At 37.1% G+C, this 20595-nt stretch carries 20 protein-coding genes; 17 read left to right on the top strand and 3 right to left on the bottom strand.

The window, feature by feature from the left end; translation table 11 throughout:
- The first annotated feature begins 488 nt into the window (after positions 1 to 488).
- Together HMPREF2961_RS08495 and HMPREF2961_RS08500 are read left to right on the top strand one after the other, a co-directional pair.
- The gene (locus tag HMPREF2961_RS08495; RefSeq protein WP_070704562.1) at positions 489 to 4958 is read left to right on the top strand and encodes an LPXTG cell wall anchor domain-containing protein; all 4470 of its coding nucleotides are present in this window, start codon (positions 489 to 491) and stop codon (positions 4956 to 4958) included.
- A gap of 168 nt (positions 4959 to 5126) precedes the next feature.
- Positions 5127 to 6590 carry an AcpB/EbpR/MafR family transcriptional regulator gene (locus tag HMPREF2961_RS08500; RefSeq protein WP_002306630.1) on the top strand — a complete coding sequence of 488 codons (1464 nt, stop codon included), beginning with the start codon at positions 5127 to 5129 and terminating at the stop codon, positions 6588 to 6590.
- A gap of 121 nt (positions 6591 to 6711) precedes the next feature.
- Here the strand turns inward: HMPREF2961_RS08500 and HMPREF2961_RS08505 are convergent, their stop codons facing one another.
- Positions 6712 to 6945 carry a helix-turn-helix domain-containing protein gene (locus HMPREF2961_RS08505; protein ID WP_002306632.1) on the bottom strand — a complete coding sequence of 78 codons (234 nt, stop codon included), beginning with the start codon at positions 6943 to 6945 and terminating at the stop codon, positions 6712 to 6714.
- 8 nt (positions 6946 to 6953) lie between these two features.
- Positions 6954 to 7427 carry a DUF2975 domain-containing protein gene (locus tag HMPREF2961_RS08510; RefSeq protein WP_002306633.1) on the bottom strand — a complete coding sequence of 158 codons (474 nt, stop codon included), beginning with the start codon at positions 7425 to 7427 and terminating at the stop codon, positions 6954 to 6956.
- 310 nt (positions 7428 to 7737) lie between these two features.
- On the opposite strand from HMPREF2961_RS08510, the gene HMPREF2961_RS08515 reads away from it, so the two are divergent.
- The 6 genes from HMPREF2961_RS08515 to HMPREF2961_RS08530 all read left to right on the top strand — a co-directional run bounded on the left by HMPREF2961_RS08515 (position 7738) and on the right by HMPREF2961_RS08530 (position 10664).
- Positions 7738 to 9015, top strand: a complete 1278-nt coding sequence (locus tag HMPREF2961_RS08515) for a GHKL domain-containing protein (RefSeq protein WP_002314968.1) — start codon at positions 7738 to 7740, stop codon at positions 9013 to 9015.
- Positions 9016 to 9022: 7 nt separating this feature from the next.
- Positions 9023 to 9355 (top strand): response regulator, encoded by a 333-nt coding sequence (locus HMPREF2961_RS15745; protein WP_223261067.1) that lies wholly within the window; start codon positions 9023 to 9025, stop codon positions 9353 to 9355.
- A complete protein-coding gene (locus HMPREF2961_RS15750; RefSeq protein WP_223261068.1) occupies positions 9352 to 9765 on the top strand; it encodes a LytR/AlgR family response regulator transcription factor in 414 nt (137 codons plus the stop codon). Before HMPREF2961_RS15745 ends, HMPREF2961_RS15750 begins: the two co-directional genes overlap by 4 nt.
- A 166-nt stretch (positions 9766 to 9931) precedes the next feature.
- On the top strand, positions 9932 to 10312 hold the full coding sequence (locus tag HMPREF2961_RS08525) for an accessory gene regulator B family protein (RefSeq protein ID WP_223261069.1): 381 nt from the start codon (positions 9932 to 9934) through the stop codon (positions 10310 to 10312).
- A complete protein-coding gene (locus HMPREF2961_RS15755; RefSeq protein ID WP_227326366.1) occupies positions 10303 to 10512 on the top strand; it encodes a hypothetical protein in 210 nt (69 codons plus the stop codon). Before HMPREF2961_RS08525 ends, HMPREF2961_RS15755 begins: the two co-directional genes overlap by 10 nt.
- A complete protein-coding gene (locus HMPREF2961_RS08530; protein ID WP_002291297.1) occupies positions 10509 to 10664 on the top strand; it encodes a cyclic lactone autoinducer peptide in 156 nt (51 codons plus the stop codon). Before HMPREF2961_RS15755 ends, HMPREF2961_RS08530 begins: the two co-directional genes overlap by 4 nt.
- A gap of 76 nt (positions 10665 to 10740) precedes the next feature.
- Here the strand turns inward: HMPREF2961_RS08530 and HMPREF2961_RS15410 are convergent, their stop codons facing one another.
- Positions 10741 to 10914, bottom strand: coding sequence for a hypothetical protein (locus HMPREF2961_RS15410; RefSeq protein WP_002291299.1), 174 nt, complete (start codon positions 10912 to 10914; stop codon positions 10741 to 10743).
- 417 nt (positions 10915 to 11331) lie between these two features.
- Here HMPREF2961_RS15410 and amaP point away from each other — a divergent pair, with 417 nt between their 5' ends.
- The 9 genes from amaP (at position 11332) to HMPREF2961_RS08580 (ending at position 20556) form a co-directional block, all read left to right on the top strand.
- The gene (gene amaP / locus HMPREF2961_RS08540; protein WP_070704564.1) at positions 11332 to 11898 is read left to right on the top strand and encodes an alkaline shock response membrane anchor protein AmaP; all 567 of its coding nucleotides are present in this window, start codon (positions 11332 to 11334) and stop codon (positions 11896 to 11898) included.
- A 12-nt stretch (positions 11899 to 11910) separates the two neighbouring features.
- Positions 11911 to 12099, top strand: coding sequence for a DUF2273 domain-containing protein (locus HMPREF2961_RS08545; RefSeq protein WP_002290682.1), 189 nt, complete (start codon positions 11911 to 11913; stop codon positions 12097 to 12099).
- A gap of 12 nt (positions 12100 to 12111) precedes the next feature.
- Positions 12112 to 12669, top strand: a complete 558-nt coding sequence (locus HMPREF2961_RS08550) for an Asp23/Gls24 family envelope stress response protein (protein ID WP_002290684.1) — start codon at positions 12112 to 12114, stop codon at positions 12667 to 12669.
- Positions 12670 to 12700: 31 nt separating this feature from the next.
- A complete protein-coding gene (locus HMPREF2961_RS08555) occupies positions 12701 to 12943 on the top strand; it encodes a GlsB/YeaQ/YmgE family stress response membrane protein (protein ID WP_002290686.1) in 243 nt (80 codons plus the stop codon).
- A gap of 328 nt (positions 12944 to 13271) precedes the next feature.
- Positions 13272 to 14486, top strand: a complete 1215-nt coding sequence (locus tag HMPREF2961_RS08560) for an ammonium transporter (protein ID WP_002313728.1) — start codon at positions 13272 to 13274, stop codon at positions 14484 to 14486.
- A gap of 30 nt (positions 14487 to 14516) precedes the next feature.
- On the top strand, positions 14517 to 15944 hold the full coding sequence (locus HMPREF2961_RS08565) for an amino acid permease (RefSeq protein ID WP_002306647.1): 1428 nt from the start codon (positions 14517 to 14519) through the stop codon (positions 15942 to 15944).
- Between the two features lie 22 nt (positions 15945 to 15966).
- A complete protein-coding gene (gene glsA, locus HMPREF2961_RS08570; RefSeq protein WP_002314972.1) occupies positions 15967 to 16893 on the top strand; it encodes a glutaminase A in 927 nt (308 codons plus the stop codon).
- Positions 16894 to 17099: 206 nt separating this feature from the next.
- Complete coding sequence (locus HMPREF2961_RS08575) at positions 17100 to 18560, top strand: hypothetical protein (RefSeq protein ID WP_025477245.1); 1461 nt, start codon at positions 17100 to 17102, stop codon at positions 18558 to 18560.
- A 232-nt stretch (positions 18561 to 18792) separates the two neighbouring features.
- Positions 18793 to 20556, top strand: a complete 1764-nt coding sequence (locus tag HMPREF2961_RS08580) for a 1-deoxy-D-xylulose-5-phosphate synthase (protein WP_002309181.1) — start codon at positions 18793 to 18795, stop codon at positions 20554 to 20556.
- Positions 20557 to 20595 lie beyond the last annotated feature (39 nt).

Below are 20595 nucleotides of genomic sequence, written 5' to 3' on the forward strand. Positions count from 1 at the left end.
TTTCTATTTACACAAAATATTTTACACTCTCATCGTTGTTATTCGAAACATTCTGTCAAAAACTCCATATTAAATGGTAAAAAGTGGCATTACATAATAGAAAGAACCCCTTTACAGTATAAATGTGGGAGTTTGCTCCCGCATAAAAACAAAAAGAAAGGAGTGGGAGACACCCAGTTACGATTATTGGGGAGAGAACTACATATTCAAAGATCGTAAGAAGGGGAACAGAAGCAATTCACGTACAATGCTGACCGTCAAGTTTGTCACAACAAATGATCGTTAGGTGTTTAGCAAAATCAATACTATTTGATCGATCAGACTTGTGTCAATTGAGCAAAAGCTACGGAGGTTAGAAACAGACAAAACTATTTTTACACTATTTATTTATGTTTAAAACAAGAGAAAATAGCATACCTTCTTTGCTGACGGTTTAAAACAGATCGTTTTTGATCTGTATAGGAAAAATAAAGGAGGTAAAACGTTCATTGAAAAAAATAAAAAAGCTATTAACTAGTACACTATCTTTGGGACTGGTTCTAGGGAATATGGGCGGTACCGTAGTAGAAGCCGCCTCTGCCTTACATTCGATCGACTTACCAGTATTAAGGCAATTGCGCCCTCATGAAGAAAAAGAACAGGAAGAAACGAATGAAGAGGAAAACAAACCACGAGCATCTACCTTGCCACGATTACCCATAGAAACACAAGAAAAAGAAGAGTTACGAATGGAGAATGTCCTTCAGGAGTCACGACTAGCTAGATGGTCACGTGAAGAAATAGAAAAAGAAGCATTTAATTTTGCTGCACGTTTGACCGAATATAGGTTGAATGAGGCAATGAAAAAACATAATCATTCTTTTGTAAATGGGGAAATGATAGAAATTCATTTTGTACCAACTGTTGACGACATATTTAATACGCCCGAAGGTATTCGTCCCAGTTTTCCTTCTAATGCGCTTCATAACAATACAGTGGTTATCTGGCCCAATGGGGGTGTAACTATTGATAATTCTATTTCTTATACAGAAAGTGGGAATTGGAGATATGAATTGTCAACCCGTGGTGGCGCTAATGCAACTCAATCAATGACTCTAACTAGAATAGGAAATCAACAAAATTTAGGCACAGAAACTATGGGAATATGGATAGGCCTTTGGCTAAGTTTTAACAGCTCCGGCGCAGACTACGCAGAATCCGTAAAAACAATAAACTTCCTTTCTGCAGCACAAGCTATGGGAGACATCAAAGTCGAAGCAAAAACAGGTCCGCATTCTTTATGGGAAAATGATGCCCTTCCTGATCCTTCTGATTATGTGACGATTGATCGTAGTAATGTCAAATGGGATCTGAAGACAGAATGGGAAACTCCGCCTAGAATGGATATAGTAGGTACTCAAAATACTAGAATTAAAGTAACCGAAGATACTTCTGGCAGAACGACTACTGTAACTGTGCCGATCACGGTTCAGGATAGAGCACTACAAATCACTGGGAAGGCTGGTCCGCATTCCATTTACGTGAGCGAAGCAATCCCTAATCCTGCTGACTACTTTGAAGTGAGATACCCTCTTGGACAGACCCATCAGTTAGAGTGGCTCGATGCTGATACGAGCTCAGTTGGTACGAAAACGTGGCGGGCAAAAGCAACGGCTGCTGATGGACGTGAAGCTACTGGTTCGATCACGATGGATATTCTTCCTCAACCAGAGTTAGAACTAAAATTGAAGGATGTAGAAGATCGACATCTCGGTGGAAATTATCCTGCACTTTCCTCTTCATTCCGTGAATATATCCAAGAAGCGACGATGGAAGGGCAAAGGCTTAATACAGCTGACTTAGAGTTTGTCGCCGCTGAATCAACAGAGCCAGATTCTTCTATCGTAGGAGAACAGGCGCTCAAACTGACTGTTCAAACGAGACACCCTGTTACAGGTCGAATGATCAAAGGAACAGCTGAAACAACAGTCAATATTCGTTGGGGCGACACGTTCTTATTGAAAGCCCATGATGGACGATCAGCTGGAGCATACGCTTTCCAGTTGAGGAATGGGAATAATGCTCGAATCGTGGCAACTCGAGGATTAGATTCTCCTCTCGATGAACGGATTGGTCTTGAAGATTCGTTGTATTACTCTATTGAGGTGCTACGAAATGACCGACAAGCTTATTACCATGAGGTGCCGGGGAGAGCTACTCTACAGCAAGTGATCACGACATTCGGAAATGGATACCTTGATGTACAGTTGGGCGATATCATCAATATTCACCATCCACAAAAGAGTGCAGGAAGCTCAGTCTTGATGGTAGAAGAAGAAGAACAGGACTTCACTTACGGAACAGATAACGCCTATTATCGTGTCACAGCTTTCGGATTTGAACCACTTCCTGTACTCCCTGATCCGGCGATCCAACTGAAATTGAAGCCAATGGAAGAACGTACATTAGGAGAAACTTCTGCGTCACTGGCAAGTACGTTTAAAAATTATATCGAAGAAGCCACTTTTGAAGGGGAATCAGTTGCGATCGAGGATTTAGAATTCGTCGCAGCAGAATCGACAGAGCCGACGAATACGATTGCTGGCAAACAAGATATTCGGATCACGGTACAAGCGAAACACCCGATTTCTGGGGAGACGATCAAAGGAACAGCCGAAACATCGGTCAATTATCTTTGGGGAGATACATTCATGATCAAGTCAAGCGAAGGTGGCTCAGCAGGAGCTTATTCCTTACATCTAAGAAGTGGGAATGCAGCTAGATTAACCGTTACCAGTGGGTTGCCTTCAGCATTAGATGAACGGGTCGGTACGGAAGAATCGATGCACGCCTTGTATTATTCTTTGGAAGTCTTGAGAAACAATCAGTCAATCTACAATTATGAGGTACTTGGTAGAGGAACTCTGCGGCAAGTGATCAATAACTTTGGGAACGGGAATGGCTACTATGATGTACGATTGGATGATGTAATCAAGATCTATCACCCACAGAGATCACCGAACAGCTCAGTTGTCATGATCGATGAAGAAGAACGGGATTTCACTTATGATTCCGAATATGCTTATTACAGAGTGACTGCATTCGGACTAGAACCGATTCCAGTGATGGAAGCAGAAGGGACTTCGCAAACATTCTCTTTGAGGGAGGACGTCAGCACATTAGATGTCAAAGAACTAGTCAAAGATGTCACGATCAATCATCAAAGTATCTCAGAAGATCGTTACACGATCGAACAAGTGTCAGAGATTGACACAAGTACAACTGGAAAACGAACGACAAAAGTAAAGATTACGATGAATGATGGGTTAGCTGAAACCGAAATCGAAGTGCCTTATGAAGTACAGTGGGGAAGTACATTCGTTCTTCGAGGACTGGAAGAAATGACCGTCGGCGCGTTTAGTTTATTAAAAGAAGGCGATCAGTTAGCAATCCATGCTTCTCCTGGTTCAAGCAACACGGACTTGAATCGTCCAGTGAACAATCCGTTCGGCAGAGGAATCTATTATGCCATCGAAGTGCTTGAAAATGACACGCGAAAATACAACTATGAAGTAACAGGGAATACCTTGATCCGTCAAGCAGTAAACGGCTTCAACAACGGGCAGCCGTTAGCAGTCAATGTAGGAGATACCATCAAAGTCTATCACGCGGAGACACAAGGAAGAAATCTTCTGATGATGGATGAAATGGTCAGAGATTACACAGGTGGTTCTAATTATGCCTATTACAGAGTAACGGAAGAAGGATTCGAGCCATTTACAGATATCAAGGCTGATCCGATTTCACAAGAACTGCTGTTAGGACATGAGACGAATACAGTGAATCCGGCAGAATTGATCCAAAATGTGACATTCAACGGACGTCCGCTAACGAGTGATCTTTATACGGTGGAACAATTGTCTAACTTCGATACGACAACAGTGGGAGAAAAAGGGGTTCGTGTGAGAGTAAGCACGACTGATGGTACTGGGTTCACAGAAGTGAAGATCCCTTATGTAGTGAAATGGGGAAGTACGATCCGAGTCAAAAACAATGACGGCGCAACGATTGGCGCATTCAGTCTAATTAAACAGACAAATCCGAACAATCAGAATACTCAAATGATGATCCGAGCATCTCAAGGTGTGGCAAATACAGAGTTGTCCAAAGTAGTGCATGATTATTCCGATCGCTCGATTTATTATCAATTCGATGTGATGAACAAAGATAATACCACTAGCAGATTCACATATGATGTAACAGGAAACCGAACGATCGAACAAGCATTGTCTCGATTCAATAGTGGACAGCCATTGAATGTCAACATAGGAGACATTGTCAGGATCTATCATACGAAAGAGTTTAGACGAAATATGTTGATGGAAGATGAGCAGGAGAAGAACTTCACTTACGGTTCTCAATATGCTTATTATGAAGTCACAGAATATGGGTTCGAACCAAGCGGGAAAATTGATGTAGAAGCTAATAAAGTAGAAATCCCACGAGGTGCAACGGATCTCGATCTTAAATCATTTATCAAAAATGTAAAAGTAAATGACAAGGTCATTCCAGAAAATCTTTATACAGTCTCTTTAAATTCTGAAATCGACACATCGACTCCTGGTCGGAACAATGTCGCAGTCAACGTGACGACTGACAGTTCTTATGGCGGTTTTTCAACAGAATTGAATATGCCGTATGAAGTACGTGATCACACGACGGAATCCAGTACGAATGAATCACAAAATAATAACACGAATAATGATGGAACAAGCGGCAGTACGGAACGAAATGAAGGAACGACACCAAGCATCCAAGATGATCCAACAACAAGTGCAGATAATGAATCTTCACTGAATATGCCACAAACCAATGCAACTAGGAATACTGCATGGACGTTGATTGGTATCGCGTTAGTAGCAGGCATAGGGACGATTGTTATGAGAAGAAAAGCAAAAGAGAAAGTTGAAAATCAATAACCGTTTTTTGCTTAAGTAAGAAAAAATAGTTTTCAAAGTTCCTATTCCTAAAACAGATAAACGATATAATATAATTAAAGGCACTCAATAAGGGAAACCGACATTGAGTGCTTTTACATTTATCTATCAGGATGTATCAAAAGAATTTTGTTAGAAAGGGGTGGAAACATGTTGAATCTTCTCTCAAAAAAATTACAACGTCAGTTGAATCTGTTAGAAATACTATTCGAGGAGGAACGTTGCCGTCTTAGTCAATTGGAAAAAAGATTGGCAAGTTCTGGAAAAACATTGCGGAACGATTTTATAGAAATCAATACATATTCTTCCGATATCCAAATCGTCACTGATCGGGATGCTGGTGTGACAGCTATATTTTCACCTGCCTTCACAAAAGATCATATTTATCAGATCGTGATCTCCCAATCTACTGAATATAAATATTTAGAAACCATACTGCTACATCCAAAAGAGAATTATTTAGAATTAGCAGAGTATCTGTTTATTTCAGAAAGTACATTGCGAAGAATCGTAAAGAAAACCCAATCAAAATTAAAAAAATACGATTTGAGGATCAAAGGGTTGACTCGGATTGTCGGAGAGGGTCAGGTGATCGACGGTCTTACAGCTCGTTTGCTGATGGAAAAGTATCCTTCTCCTGCTAGTATTTTTAATCGTTCTTTTAGCGAAGCAATTTATGACGTGGTTATCCTATTTTTAAAAGAAAATCAGCTGTATGAGGTAGCAAAAAATGATCCGAAAACCTTATGTTTTTTACATTTTTTTATTGCTTGTCGTATACAACGATTCAACAAAAATAAAATGGAAATGGAGCAAAAGAAAATCAGCTGTTTCACCTTTTCATTCTTGGAGAAAAATCACTTGAGCCATTTTTCTTTGCCATGGGAAGAAAAAATCTGGCAGTGGATATTTGATACAGAAGTCATCCATACTGCTTTGAAAATAAGAAATGCAAGCGAGCAAAGAAAGTATCATTTTTGTATCAGTAATTGTTTAATGACATGGATGGATTGCTTGGAAAAAAAATATCAGTTGGAATGTGAGAACAAAGATCTGATCGTTCAACGATGTAAAGAGATACTGACACAACCACGATTTCCAGAATATATCCTAAATGATCCAAGCCAGACAACGATAGTCGATCCGCCGATTTTAGCCTGTTTATATGAAGAACTGAAGGGCAGGATGGTTGATGACTGCAGAGAAAAAGGATACGTCATCCCTGAACTCGATTCATTTGTTCGCCATGCTATCTTAGAAATTCTTTTCGACTGGCCGTTATTGCTATCATACATTGAAGGGAAAGAAAATAAATTAAAAGCAGTGATAGTCATAAATACAAGAAAAAAACAGGCGGATTACATAGCAAAAAGATTGCAAAAAAAATTGGGAGACTATTATCAATTTAGTGTCATGCCAAACTTTAATCAGAAAGAAAAGAAATCATATCATCTAGATATCGACTGTATTATTACAAATGTAATGATTGATGATGAGACAAACATTCCGGTCTTCGGTATTTCTCTATTTCCAAATCAACGTGAGATCCAAAATCTTCTCCATTTTTATCAGGAGAAGTACCAAGTAGTAGAAGAAAAGTCTCTCTACGTGTAAATACGTATCTATAGACAACAGGATATTCCATCAAAATAAAATATCTGAGTAATAGATGTAATGACCGCTAAAGTTCTCGTACATCTATTATTCAGATTATTTTTTTACTGATTGTTATGTTTTATATTCCTTTTTTTGGTATAGGATCGGGGTCTTTTTGGTAACTTAATAAATCCCCCGGTTGACACTCTAATACTTCACAGATTTTTTCGAGGGTAGAAAAACGGATAGCTTTTGCTTTTCCGGTTTTTAGAATAGAGATATTTGCCATCGTAATACCCACTTTTTCACTCAATTCTGTTACACTCATCTTTTTTTGAGCCAATACTACATCTAGATTAACGATAATAGCCATGTCGCACCTCACACTGTCAAATCATGATCTGTCTTAAGTAAAATCGCGTGTTCGAGCAGATTTTCCAACACGCTTGTCAAAGTATATACGGCAAAAGGAATGAATACGACAGCAATTCCTACCAACATCAAACCAGGAGCATCATCTAAATCAGCCACTTTCAAAAATTTAGGAAGCAAGCCGAAAAAGGCGAAGCCAATAATCAAAATCGTTCGTTCGATTTTTTTGAGAATGTCCAAGCTTTGATTGGAAAAGGCCTGGTTTTCTTCGATTTGTTTCAACAGTCTCAATAAGAAATAAGCAATAATAATCCCTAAGAGAAGGGCGAAGTAGATGACAGAAACGAATAAAGTCGTCTGCCAATCAAAAGTGAATCCTTTTTCGCTTGTAGCAATCTGAGTATAAAAAAGTATACCGAATAAAATAAATACGGCACTTATACCTAAAACAACAAACTTTAATAATAATGTTTTTAATTTCATTTTTATCCCTCTTTTATCTTTGATAGCTAAAATATAGCAGGATAATTATTGAAAAGCAATTAATTTTTATCGAAAAACAATAAATTTTTGCCTTTTTTAGCAAATGTGGTTTTATAGTATTTGAGAGTTTTAATTGAAGTTAGCCTTTGATTCTTTTTGATTTATAAGGAAACTTTTAAATATGTTATTTACAAATAGTTAGTAAACTATGTTACAATTTTTATGGGGAAAAACTTAAAAAATAAATTTTTTTATTCATAATTGCTGTTTATTTTGTTATGTAAAACATGCATAAAGTGAGGTTCTAAAATTGAATATTTTACAGTTAAGTTATTCTCTACTCATATCAGGGCAGCTGATGACGATGTTTGTTGGATTGGGCTATTTGAACAAGAAACTAAGAAATAAAAAGTATGCTTTATTATCAATCTTAGTTATCCTATTAATATCGGTACTTTATCAATGGATAAATGTAATTGCCACTGGTTTGGTATGGCTAGTCATGTGTGCTCTCGTGATTTATCATGAAGAGACGCTTCAATCAGCTTTATTCTATGCTTCGTTATCTATTATCCTACTTATTTTTTCTAATTATCTGATTTACGTTATCTTAAAATCATTATCTATAATGATGCATGATTTGGGTATATGTTTTTTATCAATTATTTTATATTTATGTTTCGCATTTTATTTAAGGAATCATATATTAAAAAAAGTACCCCTTGAATCGATGGTATATGATATTAGTAAGTATACTGTTATTGCTACGTTTTTGATTTATTTCATTTTTCTTATGATTGAACGCTTTTCAGATTTAGACTGTTTCATGAAGGGTGCTCATGGGATCTTTATGCTGGCATATAGCCTTTTTGCTATTCTTATCAGCTTTTTAGCTGTTTATACAAAAAAGGCAGAATATAAAAGTAAAGAAGAAAAGAATCGAATGGAATATCTTATCGAATATAGTGAGCAAATCGAAAAAAGTTATATGGAAATACGCAAGTTCAAGCACGACTACAAAAACATACTAGTTTCTATGGAAAATTATATCCAAAGTAATGATATAGATGGGTTGAAACATTTTTTTTACTCCCACATCAAGGAAACTGGAACCCTTTTTGATCAGGAATTGTTAGAAATGTCACCGATAAGAAATCTTGAAGCCAAGGAAATAAAAAGCATCGTTTTGAGCAAGTTGTATCTAGCTCATGAAAAAGGAATAGAAATAGACGTAAATGTGCCACAAAAATTGGATTCTTTCCCCGTTCCTTCTATCATGCTAGTTCGGATGCTGGGGATCATACTAGATAATGCAGTTGAAGAATCTTCTATTATAGATAAGCCGAAAATCTTGTTTGCCGGATTGAGACAAGAAGAAGCGATAACCTTTATTATTGCCAATAAATGTCGTTCTGATATACCTGATTTACATGTATTAAAGAAAAAATCTTATTCATCAAAAGGGAAAGAACGTGGGATTGGTCTAAGCAATCTTGATGAATTAGTTCAGTTGAATAAAAATGTGTACTTAGATACTAAAATCGAAGAAGGACAGTTTATTCAAATACTGACCATTTGGGAGGGGTAGAATCTTTATGTTGAAAATTTTTGTTTGCGAAGATGACGGAACATTTAGATTAAAATTAGCAAAGATGATTCAAAATTATTTTATGATGCAAGATTATGACATCAAATTTCAAATGGATACCTCGGACCCTGAAGTGTTGCTTTCATATATACGTTCAAATAAAACAGAAGGCATCTATTTTTTAGATATTGACTTAAGTTCCAATATGAACGGAATCAATCTAGCCGCTACGATTAGAGAATACGATCCACTAGCAAAAATTATTTTTGTGACCAGTTACACGGATTTAGCTTATCTCACTTTTTTGTATAAAGTAGAAGCAATGGATTTTATATTGTGAAGGGGAACGATACACTGCTGCAAGAAAGCGTGACAAAATGTATCTATGTGACTAACCAAAGATATCTTGATACAATTTTACCTACAAGAGAACAGATTCGTATTAAGAGTGGACCAATCAATACAAAATTGTTCGTAGACGAAATCTTGTTTTTTGAATCCAGTCCTGTTCCTCACAAAGTGATCGTTCATCTTGAAAATCGAATGCTAGAATATAATGGAAAAATCAAAGAGATCGAATCGTTTAGCCCGAGCTTTTACCGTTGCCATCAATCGTTTGTTGTAAATGTGGATAATATTTGTTCCATCAACAAGAAGGAAAGAACGATCCTTATGTCTAACGGAGAAAAGTGTCTTGTTTCCACCCGAAGTTTAAAAAAATTATTGATTGCATTTAGCAAAGGAGCGTGACGAATGTCACGTTCTTTTTTTATAGAATAATTTAGATATAAAGAATATAAGGGCTTTATTAAGAAAGAAAACACTGCAGTTATGTAAAAAAAACGCGCACTTTTTACTTTTTAATATATGCATCCTTATTTTTAGTATAATCAAAAGTGAGAAAGGGGTGAACGATATGCCAAATGAATATCTGTCTCTTGAAGAGAAGCTGTCAAGCAAGATGAGCAGAAAACTCGGAGAGAAATATGGGTTAACAGAACTGGAGGAAGCAAAAGTCAACTATGGATTAGCGATCCTGTTCATTAATCTTTTCAAGTTCATGCTTATTTACGTATCAGCGTTTTTCTTACATAGCATTCTTGCTGTGATCACCACTCATTTGTCTTTTATTGCTGTACGAAGATATGCAAAAGGATATCATGCAAGCCGAAGCATGGCCTGCACGCTCTATAGTATGGATTATTGGTGGCGCTACCTGTTTTGGCTAATCATTACAATTTGGAACTTACACGCTACGAATATTTCATCGGAGCAGCTATTCTTAGTATGGTTTTAGGAATCATTGGTTCCTTTATCGCACAAGACCAACAAAAAAGAAGAAGCGTAAGAAACAAACTAGTTATAACAGGAATAAGCCTCACGCTGATCGGTTCAGTGATTCCAGCAAATGATTCAAGAGTCATGATATTACTGGGTATGTTGACCGCAATCTTACTTGTATTCATTCCAAAAAAAGAAAGGAAGATCATCAAATGAAACACACACAAACTAAATTTAGTCTCTCACATGCAATCACAACAATTGCTATCAGCGTTGCCGAAAAGGCTGTAATAAGCGGAAGTACCTGTATTGGTTTAGTTTATGAACCAAAAGTACCAGAAGCATTAAAAAAAGAAGTAGAAAAATAAGTAAAAATAAAATGGATTACCGAATAAAAAGTACCGTAAGTCCTAAAAACTGTGCCAACAGATCGTTGACACAGTTTTATTTTTTTCGATAGTTTTGTAACAAAAATACAAAGATGAAAAAGAATAAAGATTCCCATAGAGTAGTAGTCCAACTGAATTCTTTACTGATACCAAATACCATATTTCCAAGATTCGATACAATCAAATAGCCAATCGTTATGATCAATGAATAATACAATCTTTTCATCATAGGACATACCTCGTTTTTCTTTATAAGAATAGTATAAACCAAAGAAGAGAATAAGAAAAATGATAATAGAAAAATAAAGTAAAAACGCAATAAAGTAACTTAAGTTATTTTATTGCGTTTTTTTCTTCACTGAAAAATTTTAACAAATAAATAGAATTTTGTAATAATAACTGAGCATAATCTTTGCAATTTTTAATCTTGAATAATATCCTTTAAGTATAGCCAGCAATCAAAAAGAAATAGAGAATAAGTGAGTAGTTGTTATTTCAGTATCAGAATGACAATAAAATGCCGTTATAATCCAATATCGTTTGGTAGCGCTTTATTTATTGGTGCTAAACTAACTGTTCGCTCTCTATACTGTGATTGTCGGTAGAGTTATTTACAGGGTAAAAATAAGTTTATAGGAGGTGGAAAATGAATAAGGGGTTAAAAATAACCGGTGTTATCATGAGTTTGCTACTACTTTCAGTGTTTCTAGCAATTGCGTTAATTAATGCGCCGTATATTATGCCTGAACAATTGGAACGATTTCGCTTCTTTACCTTAACGAATTACTACATGCAACAATATATTTTCTGGGCAGCTGTAGTATTTGCCGTTCTTGCTATTATCATCTTGCTAGTCGTTCTTTTCTATCCAAAATCAAGAGGAACTTTCGTTATGAAACGGGAAGATGGCAAATTGACGATCGACAAAAAAGCGATCGAAGGGCTGGTACGTTCCCGTTTACACGAAGAAGAGTTCATTCATTCACCTAAAGTACGGATACGTTCAACGAAAAATCGAATCCATATCCATGTCAACGGAGACTTGAAGCGAACTTCTTCATTAGTAGGGAAAACAGGTGTACTGATGCAAGACATCGAAGAAGAAGTGACTAGAGTACTTGGAACAAAAGAAACAGTCAAAGTGGCAGTCACATACAGCGGTTATGAAGAACAAGAAGATACAAGAGACTACAAGCACTCTCGAGTGGAATAGGAGGGCCAAATAATGAAAGAACTATTTTCAGCATACAAGCTCCCTATTATCTTTGGGGGTCTTGGACTACTGCTAGCTGTTTTATGGTTAACAATTGGATTTTTCAAAACATTGTTGATCATCATTATGACAGCAATTGGCGCAGGAATCGGATTTTATTTGAAACAGACAGGAATAGTGGATCAATTTTTTAAATCATAGGAGGAAACAAAGATGGAAAACAAAAACATGAACACAACAAATGGATCAGTTTTGGCAAATGAAAAAGGGGAAAACCGCATGATGAATGGTGAATTGACTTATGAAGACAAAGTTATCCAAAAAATCATCGGCTATGCATTGAAAGATGTAGACGGTCTATTGACATTAGATGGCGGATTCTTCTCAAATATGGCTGAAAAATTAGTCAACACAGATAATGTAACAGCAGGTATCAATACAGAAGTAGGAAAGAAACAAGTAGCTGTGGATTTAGATGTGATTGTAGAATACGGTAAAGACATCGAAGACATCTACAACCAAATTAAAGAATTGATCAGTACTGAAGTAAACAATATGACACATTTAGATGTTATCGAAGTAAATGTGAATGTTGCAGACATCAAAACACAAGAAGAATACCAAAAAGATCAAGAAACAGTACAAGACAAAGTAACAGAAGCAGCAAAATCAACAGGACAATTTGCTTCACGCCAAACAGATAAGGCAAAAGCTGCTGTAGGCAAAGGTGCACAAAAAGTCAAAGAAAATAACGAACCACGTGTACAATAAGAAGTAAAAAGTCAGTTAGGAGGAATTTAAAATGGGATTTATTTGGGCATTAATCGTCGGAGGTATCATCGGAGCAATTGCAGGAGCAATCACGAATAAAGGATCATCAATGGGAATCATCGCAAACATCATTGCTGGTTTAGTAGGTTCAGCCATTGGACAAGCTTTATTAGGAACTTGGGGACCAACAATTGCAGGAATGGCTATCATTCCATCATTGATTGGTGCAATCATTTTAGTATTAGTCGTTTCATTCTTTGCACGTAAATTATAAGCAAATTGAAGAAAAACTTATGTTGAAATGAAGAACACATTTGAGAACCGCAGCGAAACTTGCTGCGGTTCTTTTTTATATGAAGTATTCTTTATTCCTTATGAAAAAATAGCTTGAAAAATAAAAAAAGACGAAAATAAACGGTTTTCTATAAAAGAAAAGCGTTTATTTTTTTGTCTTTATTTGGTCAAAACGATAAAAAGCACAGTACACCAAGCTTTTATTGATTGTCTGTCTTTTATAAATACAAGAATGTATTCAAAAAAACAGAAGAAAAATACAAGTAGATTTTCTTTTATACTCGTAAACGTAGAAAGGAGGCGAAAAAATGAATACATTACCTATCAATACAGGAGATACAGCATTCATGATTTTATGTACAGCAATGGTTTGCTTGATGACTCCTGGTTTAGCATTTTTTTACGGCGGACTGGCACGAAAGAATAATATACTGACGATCATGACTCAATCTTTTCTCTCAGTTGGGATAACAACGATCATGTGGATATTCGGTGGATTCGGATTGGCATTTGGACGAGATATTGGCGGTATGATTGGAAATCCGGCAGATTTCTTTTTGATGAGACATGTTACAAGCTTCCCCAACATGTTCCATGGAGCGACGATCCCATTTTTGATGTTCTTTCTTTATCAACTGATGTTTATCGTGATTACTGTTCCTTTGATGACAGGAGCTTTTGCAGGGAGACTGAATTTAAAAGGCTATATTATCCTTGTTGTTTGTTGGAACCTGCTGATTTACTTCCCTGTTTGCCATTGGATATGGGGCGGCGGATTTTTGGATCAGATGGGATTTAGAGATTTCGCTGGCGGAGCAGTCATCCACACGACAGCTGGATTCGGTTCATTGGCATGCATCCTCACACTTGGACAGAGGAAGATTCCTATGGGCGAAAGAAATCAGCATAGCAGTCTTATGGCAGCTGCTATCGGTACAGGTCTACTTTGGTTTGGCTGGTTCGGTTTCAACTCTGGTGGTGCACTTCGAGCAGATAATCAAGCAGTCAATGCATTTGGTTCAACATTCATCGCTCTTGCATTTGCGATGGTTACTTGGTTGATTATTGCAAAAGTAAAAGGAAACGGCTTTGATTTTGTCGACGTACTAACAGGATCCGTTGCTGGATTGGCAGCCATTACGCCTTGTGCTGGTTATGTAGAAGCAAAAAGTGCTATGTTGATCGGAATCATTGCTGGAATCGTCTGTCATGCTGCTGTTGATTTTCGTAAAAAGAAACAATGGGACGATGCACTTGATGTGTGGGGCGTCCATGGAATGGGCGGATTCACAGGGACGATTCTGATCGGAATTTTTGCATCTAACAGCCATTTATTAACAAATCCAAGCAGCTGGTACTTCTTAGGAATCCAAGTGATTGGTGTCATCATTACTGCCGTGTATGCCTATGTGCTAACAACAGCGATTCTAAAATCAGCCATGCATTTCACAACGATCACTACTACAAAAGAAGAGCAGGAAGAAGGATTAGACTTTTTCTTCTTTGGTAACAAACGCAATTGAAACAAAATCAAATAGAAAAGAGGAAGATTCATGCAACAAAGCAAAACGAAAATTCCTGCAAAAAAATTAACGTTCTTCGGCTTTTTAGCCATGACGATCTCAATGGTCGTTTCACTATATGAATATCCCACATTTGCGACCTCTGGCTTCAGTTTAGTATTTTTCTTGTTATTAGGCGGTTTGCTATGGTTTATCCCTGTGGCATTGTGTGCAGCAGAGATGGCAACGGTGAAAGGCTGGGAAAAAGGCGGTGTCTATACTTGGGTCAGTCGGACATTGGGAAAACGATTTGGATTTGCCGCTATCTTTTTCCAATGGTTTGAGATAACTGTTGGTTACTTGACTATGCTGTATTTCTTAACTGGTGCATTATCCTATGCAACGGGAATCGACGCTATACAAAACAATAAATTTCTGAAATTGGCCATCTTATTGATTATTTTCTGGGCTATTTTGCTCTCTCAGCTAAAAGGAACCAAATACACTTCTTTAATTGCTCGAATCGGTTTTGTAGCTGGGATCTTATTGCCTGCATTAGTCTTGTTTGGCTTAGGGATCCACTATGTCTCTTCAGGTGCTCCACTACAAACGACACTTTCTATGAAAACATTGATTCCTGATTTTTCAAAATTACCTACGCTGGTTGTTTTTGTTTCCTTTATTTTAGCGTATATGGGAGTAGAAACATCTGCTAGTCATGCAAATGAAATGGAAAACCCTAAAAAGGATTATCCATTAGCAATGTTTGTATTGGTCATTCTGGCCATCATTTTAGACACTTTTGGCGGATTGACTGTGGCTACTACAGTCCCTCAACAGGGTTTGTCTCTTAATACAGGAGTGATCCAATCGTTAGAATTTTTATTAAGACACATTGATCCAAGTCTTGCATGGGTTGCGAAAATCCTTGCGATCCTTGTTTGTTTAGGTGTCATCGGAGAAATAGCTTCTTGGGTAACTTCTCCTTCAAAAGCACTTCACGTAGCGGCAGAAGAAGGATTACTTCCTGAATATTTTGCGAAAGAAAATGCACATGGTGTTCCTGCGCATTTGATGATTGCAAATGGGATTGTTGCGACAATCTGGGCAGCCGTCTTTACATTAAGTGGCGGGGGGAATAATCTTTCGTTTCTTGCAGCAATGTCATTGACTGTTGTGATTTACCTAATGTTGTACTTTATGTTTTTCGCGGGCTATTTGAAGTTAGTATTTAAAGATGAAAGTCTTGAAAGAGCCTATCAGGTTCCAGGCGGAAAAGTTGTAAAAGTAATCGTTGCTTGTTTAGGTCTTTTGACTTCACTTTTTGCTTTTTGTATCTCATTTGTTCCACCTGCAAGTATCGCAGCTGGACAGCATGGGATTTATGAAACGATTCTGATCGTTTCTTATCTTATCGTCTTAGTTATTCCATTTACGATCTATGCATGCCGTCATAAATTCCAGCATGCAGAAAAATAAAAAATGAAAGCTGGTTATTCAAATGGAAGGAAAAGAATTAGAACAATTGATTGGAAAAAATTTCCACTACTATCAAACGGGACAAGTGGCAGACTACATTCCAGCATTAGCTGAAGTGGATCCAAAACAATTAGGTATGGCGATTTATGATCTTGATACAAAACAACTGATCGAGGGAGGAGATGCCGATGTACGTTTTGCCATCGAAAGCATGTCAAAAGTTCCCGTATTGTTATTAGCAATCAAAGATAACGGAATTGAAAAAGTCTTTCAAACAATCGACACAGAACCCACCGGATTTGCTTTCAATTCTATCATGAATATGGAGATCAATCATCGCAAACATCCGATGAACCCTTTTGTTAATGCAGGAGCGATTGCAACAACCTCTTTGATTGCGGGAAAAGATGCAGATGAAAAATTTGAACGGATCATATCATTTATGAAAGAAATCTGTGATGATCCTGATATCACATTAAATGAAGAAATCTATCATTCTGAATCAAGAACAGGTGATATCAATCGCTCTCTTGCTTATTACATGAAAGGCAATCAAATGATCGAAGGAGACGTTCCAGAGATACTCGATGCCTATTTCAGACAATGTTCCGTCAATGTCACCGCTACAGGTATAGCAAAATTAGCTGCTGTATTGGCAAATAAAGGGATCGCTCCTTGGAATGGCAACCGGCTCATTACTGAAGAAAGTGCAACGATCGTCAAATCGATTATGACAACTGCCGGTTTGTATGATGAATCAGGCGAGTTTTCCGTCCATGTTGGTGTACCTGCCAAAAGCGGGGTAGGTGGCGGCTTGATGGCAGCTGTGCCAAATCGTTACGGTATAGGCGTCTTCAGTCCAGCATTAGATCCATTCGGTAACAGTGCAGCTGGCATCCAATTACTGAAGGACGTAGTCAAAGAACTAGATGCTGATATCTTCGAATAACCTTTCTTGAAAGTGGCTGGGGTAAAAGTCCAAGCGATGCCAAGTTATCTAAACGATAGCTGGGATTGTAAGCTTGACCGACTTTTGTTCCGGCTTCTTTTTTATTGGTTTTTGAAAGGGGTTTTCTAAACAAAAAGTAAATAAAAAAGCGATTCGTGGATATGTTTAAATAAAACTATAAGAAAAACTGGAGGCGTGTATCAGGAATGCTGGAAAAATACATCGAGCGAAATATATTTAGGAAAGTGTATCTATGCGAACAATTATTTGAATTCCAAGAAATAGATATCGAACAAACAGCTATTTCACTAGGGGTGACCACACCGACGATCCTTCATGATCTAGAAAGTCTAGCCGAGTGTTTGGAATATTGCATAAAAGAAAAAATAAGAGAGAAGCATAAGTACAAACTTATATTTAAACGAGGGATCGCTCTTTCTGAGCTTACGCAATTTTTGTATGGTCAATCTTATTTTTTAAAGTTTTTAAGTTATTATTTCAAGGGCATATTCACGAGTACAGAACTGGCTGATCTTGAATTTATTTCTTTGAGCAAAGTATATACGATCAAAAAGAGCGTCTTGGATTTTTTCAAAGAAAATGATTATTTGAAAAATAAAGAAATCATTATTCCAGAATTTGATTCGCGGAATATTCTGCTAGCTTTAGTACGTTATATCAATTGGGAAGGATATGAGAGTAAAAATCCACATGTAGAAGAAGCTTGTAACGAGCTGATCGATTATGTAGAGACTCATTTTTTTAAAAGGAGATATTCGGAAGATGAAAAGTCCTTTATCATACGGGGAATAGAGATTGCAATTGGAAGAAAGACGTTTCCCCTTGAACTGAAAGAAGAAGATAAGAAAAGTGCGGAGACGAAGCCATTATTTCAATTAGTCTGTCAAGGATTGGAAGAGCAAAAAGGGATGTTACACTTACAGGAAGAAGATATCTATTATATTTTCTCTTTGTTCAATAGCAGAAATTATACCAATGAGAACATGGAGCTGTTAAGAAAAGATTTCGAAGTTGTGTATAAAAATTTTGTTCTCAATGACCTGTCACTCAATGAATTGATTTTACAGATTCTCCCAGTTGCTGAAATCGATGATGCAGACAATTTTATTTTTAAGCAATCCTTTTTACAATTTGTCCGTGCGTTGTGGGCAGACGGTCAAGTATTTTTACCGGAACGAATCTATCTACTGTCAGAAAAAGAACAGCTTCTATACAGAAAAATAGTAGAAGTGCTAGACGATTGGAAAAAGAAAAACCAAATTCATCTAAGATGGAATGATAATTTCATCCGAAAATTTGTTAAGAGTCTTTCTTTGATTACCAGAGAACAGATGATACAGCAAGAGATAGAAATATTTGTTGTTTCAGAAAGTTCAGTCAAACAATTTTTTTATCGAACTCAATTTCATTTGTATGCTGAAGAAGATATGGCTGAAATAAACCCCATTCTATTTCGTTCTTTAGAAGAATTACCTGATGAATGTTTGTGTTCAAAAAAACGAGTGGTTTTATGCGATGCTGCTAGCTATCAAACTGGTTTGGAAACGGAAAAAACAAAGGTCTATCCTATCTCGTTAAAAGGCGCAAACATCCTTTTGTATCGTATTGCTCAAGAGCTTCATTTATTAAAAAAACATATTTCTTGAGGAAATCTTAAAGCAAGACAAAAATCAACTTTCTACAGAGCTTTTTAAAAGACTGTAGAAGTTTTTTTATTTGTGATCTGTTTTGTGCGAAGAACTACTTATATAACAAACTTTCTCTGAATTTTTTTAAAAATACTATTGACTTAGAGTCAACTCTAAGGAGTAGAATAGATAAAGTGTTACAAATCTATTTTCAACTAAAAAGAAGATAGTACGGAGGAGAGAATGTATAATGAGTACAGCATTACATGTATTGGATACAATCAATAGTCCAGCAGATGTCAAAAAGTTATCTGTTGAGGAAATGAAACAGCTGGCAGAAGAAATGCGCCAAAAGATCTTGCAAAAGGACAGCGATGTAGGTGGGCACGTTGGTCCGAATCTAGGTGTAGTCGAATTAACGATCGCTTTTCATTATGTATTTGATTCACCTAAGGATAAAATCGTATGGGATGTTTCCCATCAATCTTATGGTCATAAGCTGCTAACTGGTCGGAAAAATGGCTTTGAAAAAGGACATTACCATGAAGTAAGCGGGTATTCCAATCAACACGAAAGTGAACATGATTATTTTACAGTGGGTCACACATCTACATCTATCAGCTTAGCTACTGGGTTGGCTAAATCCAGAGATTTGAAGAAAGAATCAGGAAATGTGGTAGCATTTATTGGAGATGGCTCACTAAGTGGCGGCTTAGCTTTTGAAGGGCTGAACAACGGCGGCGCTTTACAGACCAATTTAATCGTATTAGTAAACGATAATGAGATGTCTATTGATGAGAACCACGGTAGCTTATATCAGAACTTAGCAGAGCTTCGTCAAACTCACGGTGAAAGCAGTAATAACCTATTTAAAGCTATGGGATTTGATTATCGCTATGTGGATGATGGAAACGACCTAGAAACGGTGATCCGTTTATTTGAAGAAGTAAAAGATATTGATCATCCAATCGTACTTCACGTACATACGGAAAAAGGCCGCGGTTATCAGCCAGCGATCGATAATAAAATGAAATATCATTGGCACGTCCCATTTGATCTGTCTACAGGAGAAGCAAAACAGGCAGCTTCTGGAGAAACATTCAATACGATCATCATGGATTATCTGGATAAAAAAGTGCAAACAAGTACAGCACCTATTGCCGCTGTCAATGCAGCAATACCAGGCGCCTTTGGACTGAAAACATTCCAAGAAAAACATCCAGATCATTATTTTGATGTGGGGATCGCCGAGCAGCATTCCATTACGTTTGCTTCTGCTTTGGCTTCTCAGGGAGTACGTCCAGTCGTCTTCCAATCAAGTACTTTCCTGCAACGGGCATATGATCAATTATCACATGATTTAGCAATCAACGAGAATCCAGTCATCATTTTAGTTGGTGGCGGAACGATCTCTGCTAGTGATCGAACACACCAAGGAACGTTTGACATTCCTTATTTATCAAGTATCCCGAATATCAAATATCTTGCTCCAGCAACAAAAGAAGATATGATCTCTATGCTAGATTGGGCTTTTGAGCAAACAGCACAGCCTGTAGCTATTCGAATCCCTATTCACGGTGTGGAACATGGTAAAGCTATCGCAAATGATTACAGTATTCCAGCCTATCAGACAGTGAATAAAGGCGAAAAAGTGGCAATTTTAGCTTTAGGTGGTTTTCTTGGACTAGGAAAAGAAACAGTGGAAGCTTTTAGAGAAAAAGGAATCGAAGCAACATTGATCAATCCAGGAACAATCACAGAAAATGATGTAGAAACATTAGATAAATTAAAAGAAGCCCATGAATTAGTCATCACATTAGAAGATGGTAGTTTATCAGGCGGATTTGGTGAAAAAATCAGTCGTTATTATGGTGATTCTTCAATGCATGTGCTGAATTTCGGTGCAAAGAAAGAATTCACAGATAGTGTTCCAACAGTTAAACTTTATGAACGTTATCATTTGACACCAAGCCAAATCGTTGAGGATAGTCTACGTGTCTTAAATATTCAATAATCCATCGTATTTTCCATCCAGATAATCGTTTATACTAGT

It is taken from the genome of Enterococcus sp. HMSC076E04, from assembly GCF_001814285.1.
GTDB lineage: Bacteria > Bacillota > Bacilli > Lactobacillales > Enterococcaceae > Enterococcus_B > Enterococcus_B lactis.

Coding starts and splice junctions, on each gene's coding strand:
- HMPREF2961_RS08565 (WP_002306647.1), top strand. CDS start 14,517: ATGCAACAAAGCAAAACGAAAATTCCTGCAAAAAAATTAACGTTCTTC.
- amaP (WP_070704564.1), top strand. CDS start 11,332: ATGAATAAGGGGTTAAAAATAACCGGTGTTATCATGAGTTTGCTACTA.
- HMPREF2961_RS08555 (WP_002290686.1), top strand. CDS start 12,701: ATGGGATTTATTTGGGCATTAATCGTCGGAGGTATCATCGGAGCAATT.
- HMPREF2961_RS08560 (WP_002313728.1), top strand. CDS start 13,272: ATGAATACATTACCTATCAATACAGGAGATACAGCATTCATGATTTTA.
- HMPREF2961_RS08505 (WP_002306632.1), bottom strand. CDS start 6,945: ATGGCTATTATCGTTAATCTAGATGTAGTATTGGCTCAAAAAAAGATG.
- HMPREF2961_RS08500 (WP_002306630.1), top strand. CDS start 5,127: ATGTTGAATCTTCTCTCAAAAAAATTACAACGTCAGTTGAATCTGTTA.
- HMPREF2961_RS15755 (WP_227326366.1), top strand. CDS start 10,303: ATGGTTTTAGGAATCATTGGTTCCTTTATCGCACAAGACCAACAAAAA.
- HMPREF2961_RS15410 (WP_002291299.1), bottom strand. CDS start 10,914: ATGATGAAAAGATTGTATTATTCATTGATCATAACGATTGGCTATTTG.
- glsA (WP_002314972.1), top strand. CDS start 15,967: ATGGAAGGAAAAGAATTAGAACAATTGATTGGAAAAAATTTCCACTAC.
- HMPREF2961_RS08580 (WP_002309181.1), top strand. CDS start 18,793: ATGAGTACAGCATTACATGTATTGGATACAATCAATAGTCCAGCAGAT.
- HMPREF2961_RS15745 (WP_223261067.1), top strand. CDS start 9,023: ATGTTGAAAATTTTTGTTTGCGAAGATGACGGAACATTTAGATTAAAA.
- HMPREF2961_RS08545 (WP_002290682.1), top strand. CDS start 11,911: ATGAAAGAACTATTTTCAGCATACAAGCTCCCTATTATCTTTGGGGGT.
- HMPREF2961_RS08530 (WP_002291297.1), top strand. CDS start 10,509: ATGAAACACACACAAACTAAATTTAGTCTCTCACATGCAATCACAACA.
- HMPREF2961_RS08510 (WP_002306633.1), bottom strand. CDS start 7,427: ATGAAATTAAAAACATTATTATTAAAGTTTGTTGTTTTAGGTATAAGT.
- HMPREF2961_RS08525 (WP_223261069.1), top strand. CDS start 9,932: ATGCCAAATGAATATCTGTCTCTTGAAGAGAAGCTGTCAAGCAAGATG.
- HMPREF2961_RS08550 (WP_002290684.1), top strand. CDS start 12,112: ATGGAAAACAAAAACATGAACACAACAAATGGATCAGTTTTGGCAAAT.
- HMPREF2961_RS08575 (WP_025477245.1), top strand. CDS start 17,100: ATGCTGGAAAAATACATCGAGCGAAATATATTTAGGAAAGTGTATCTA.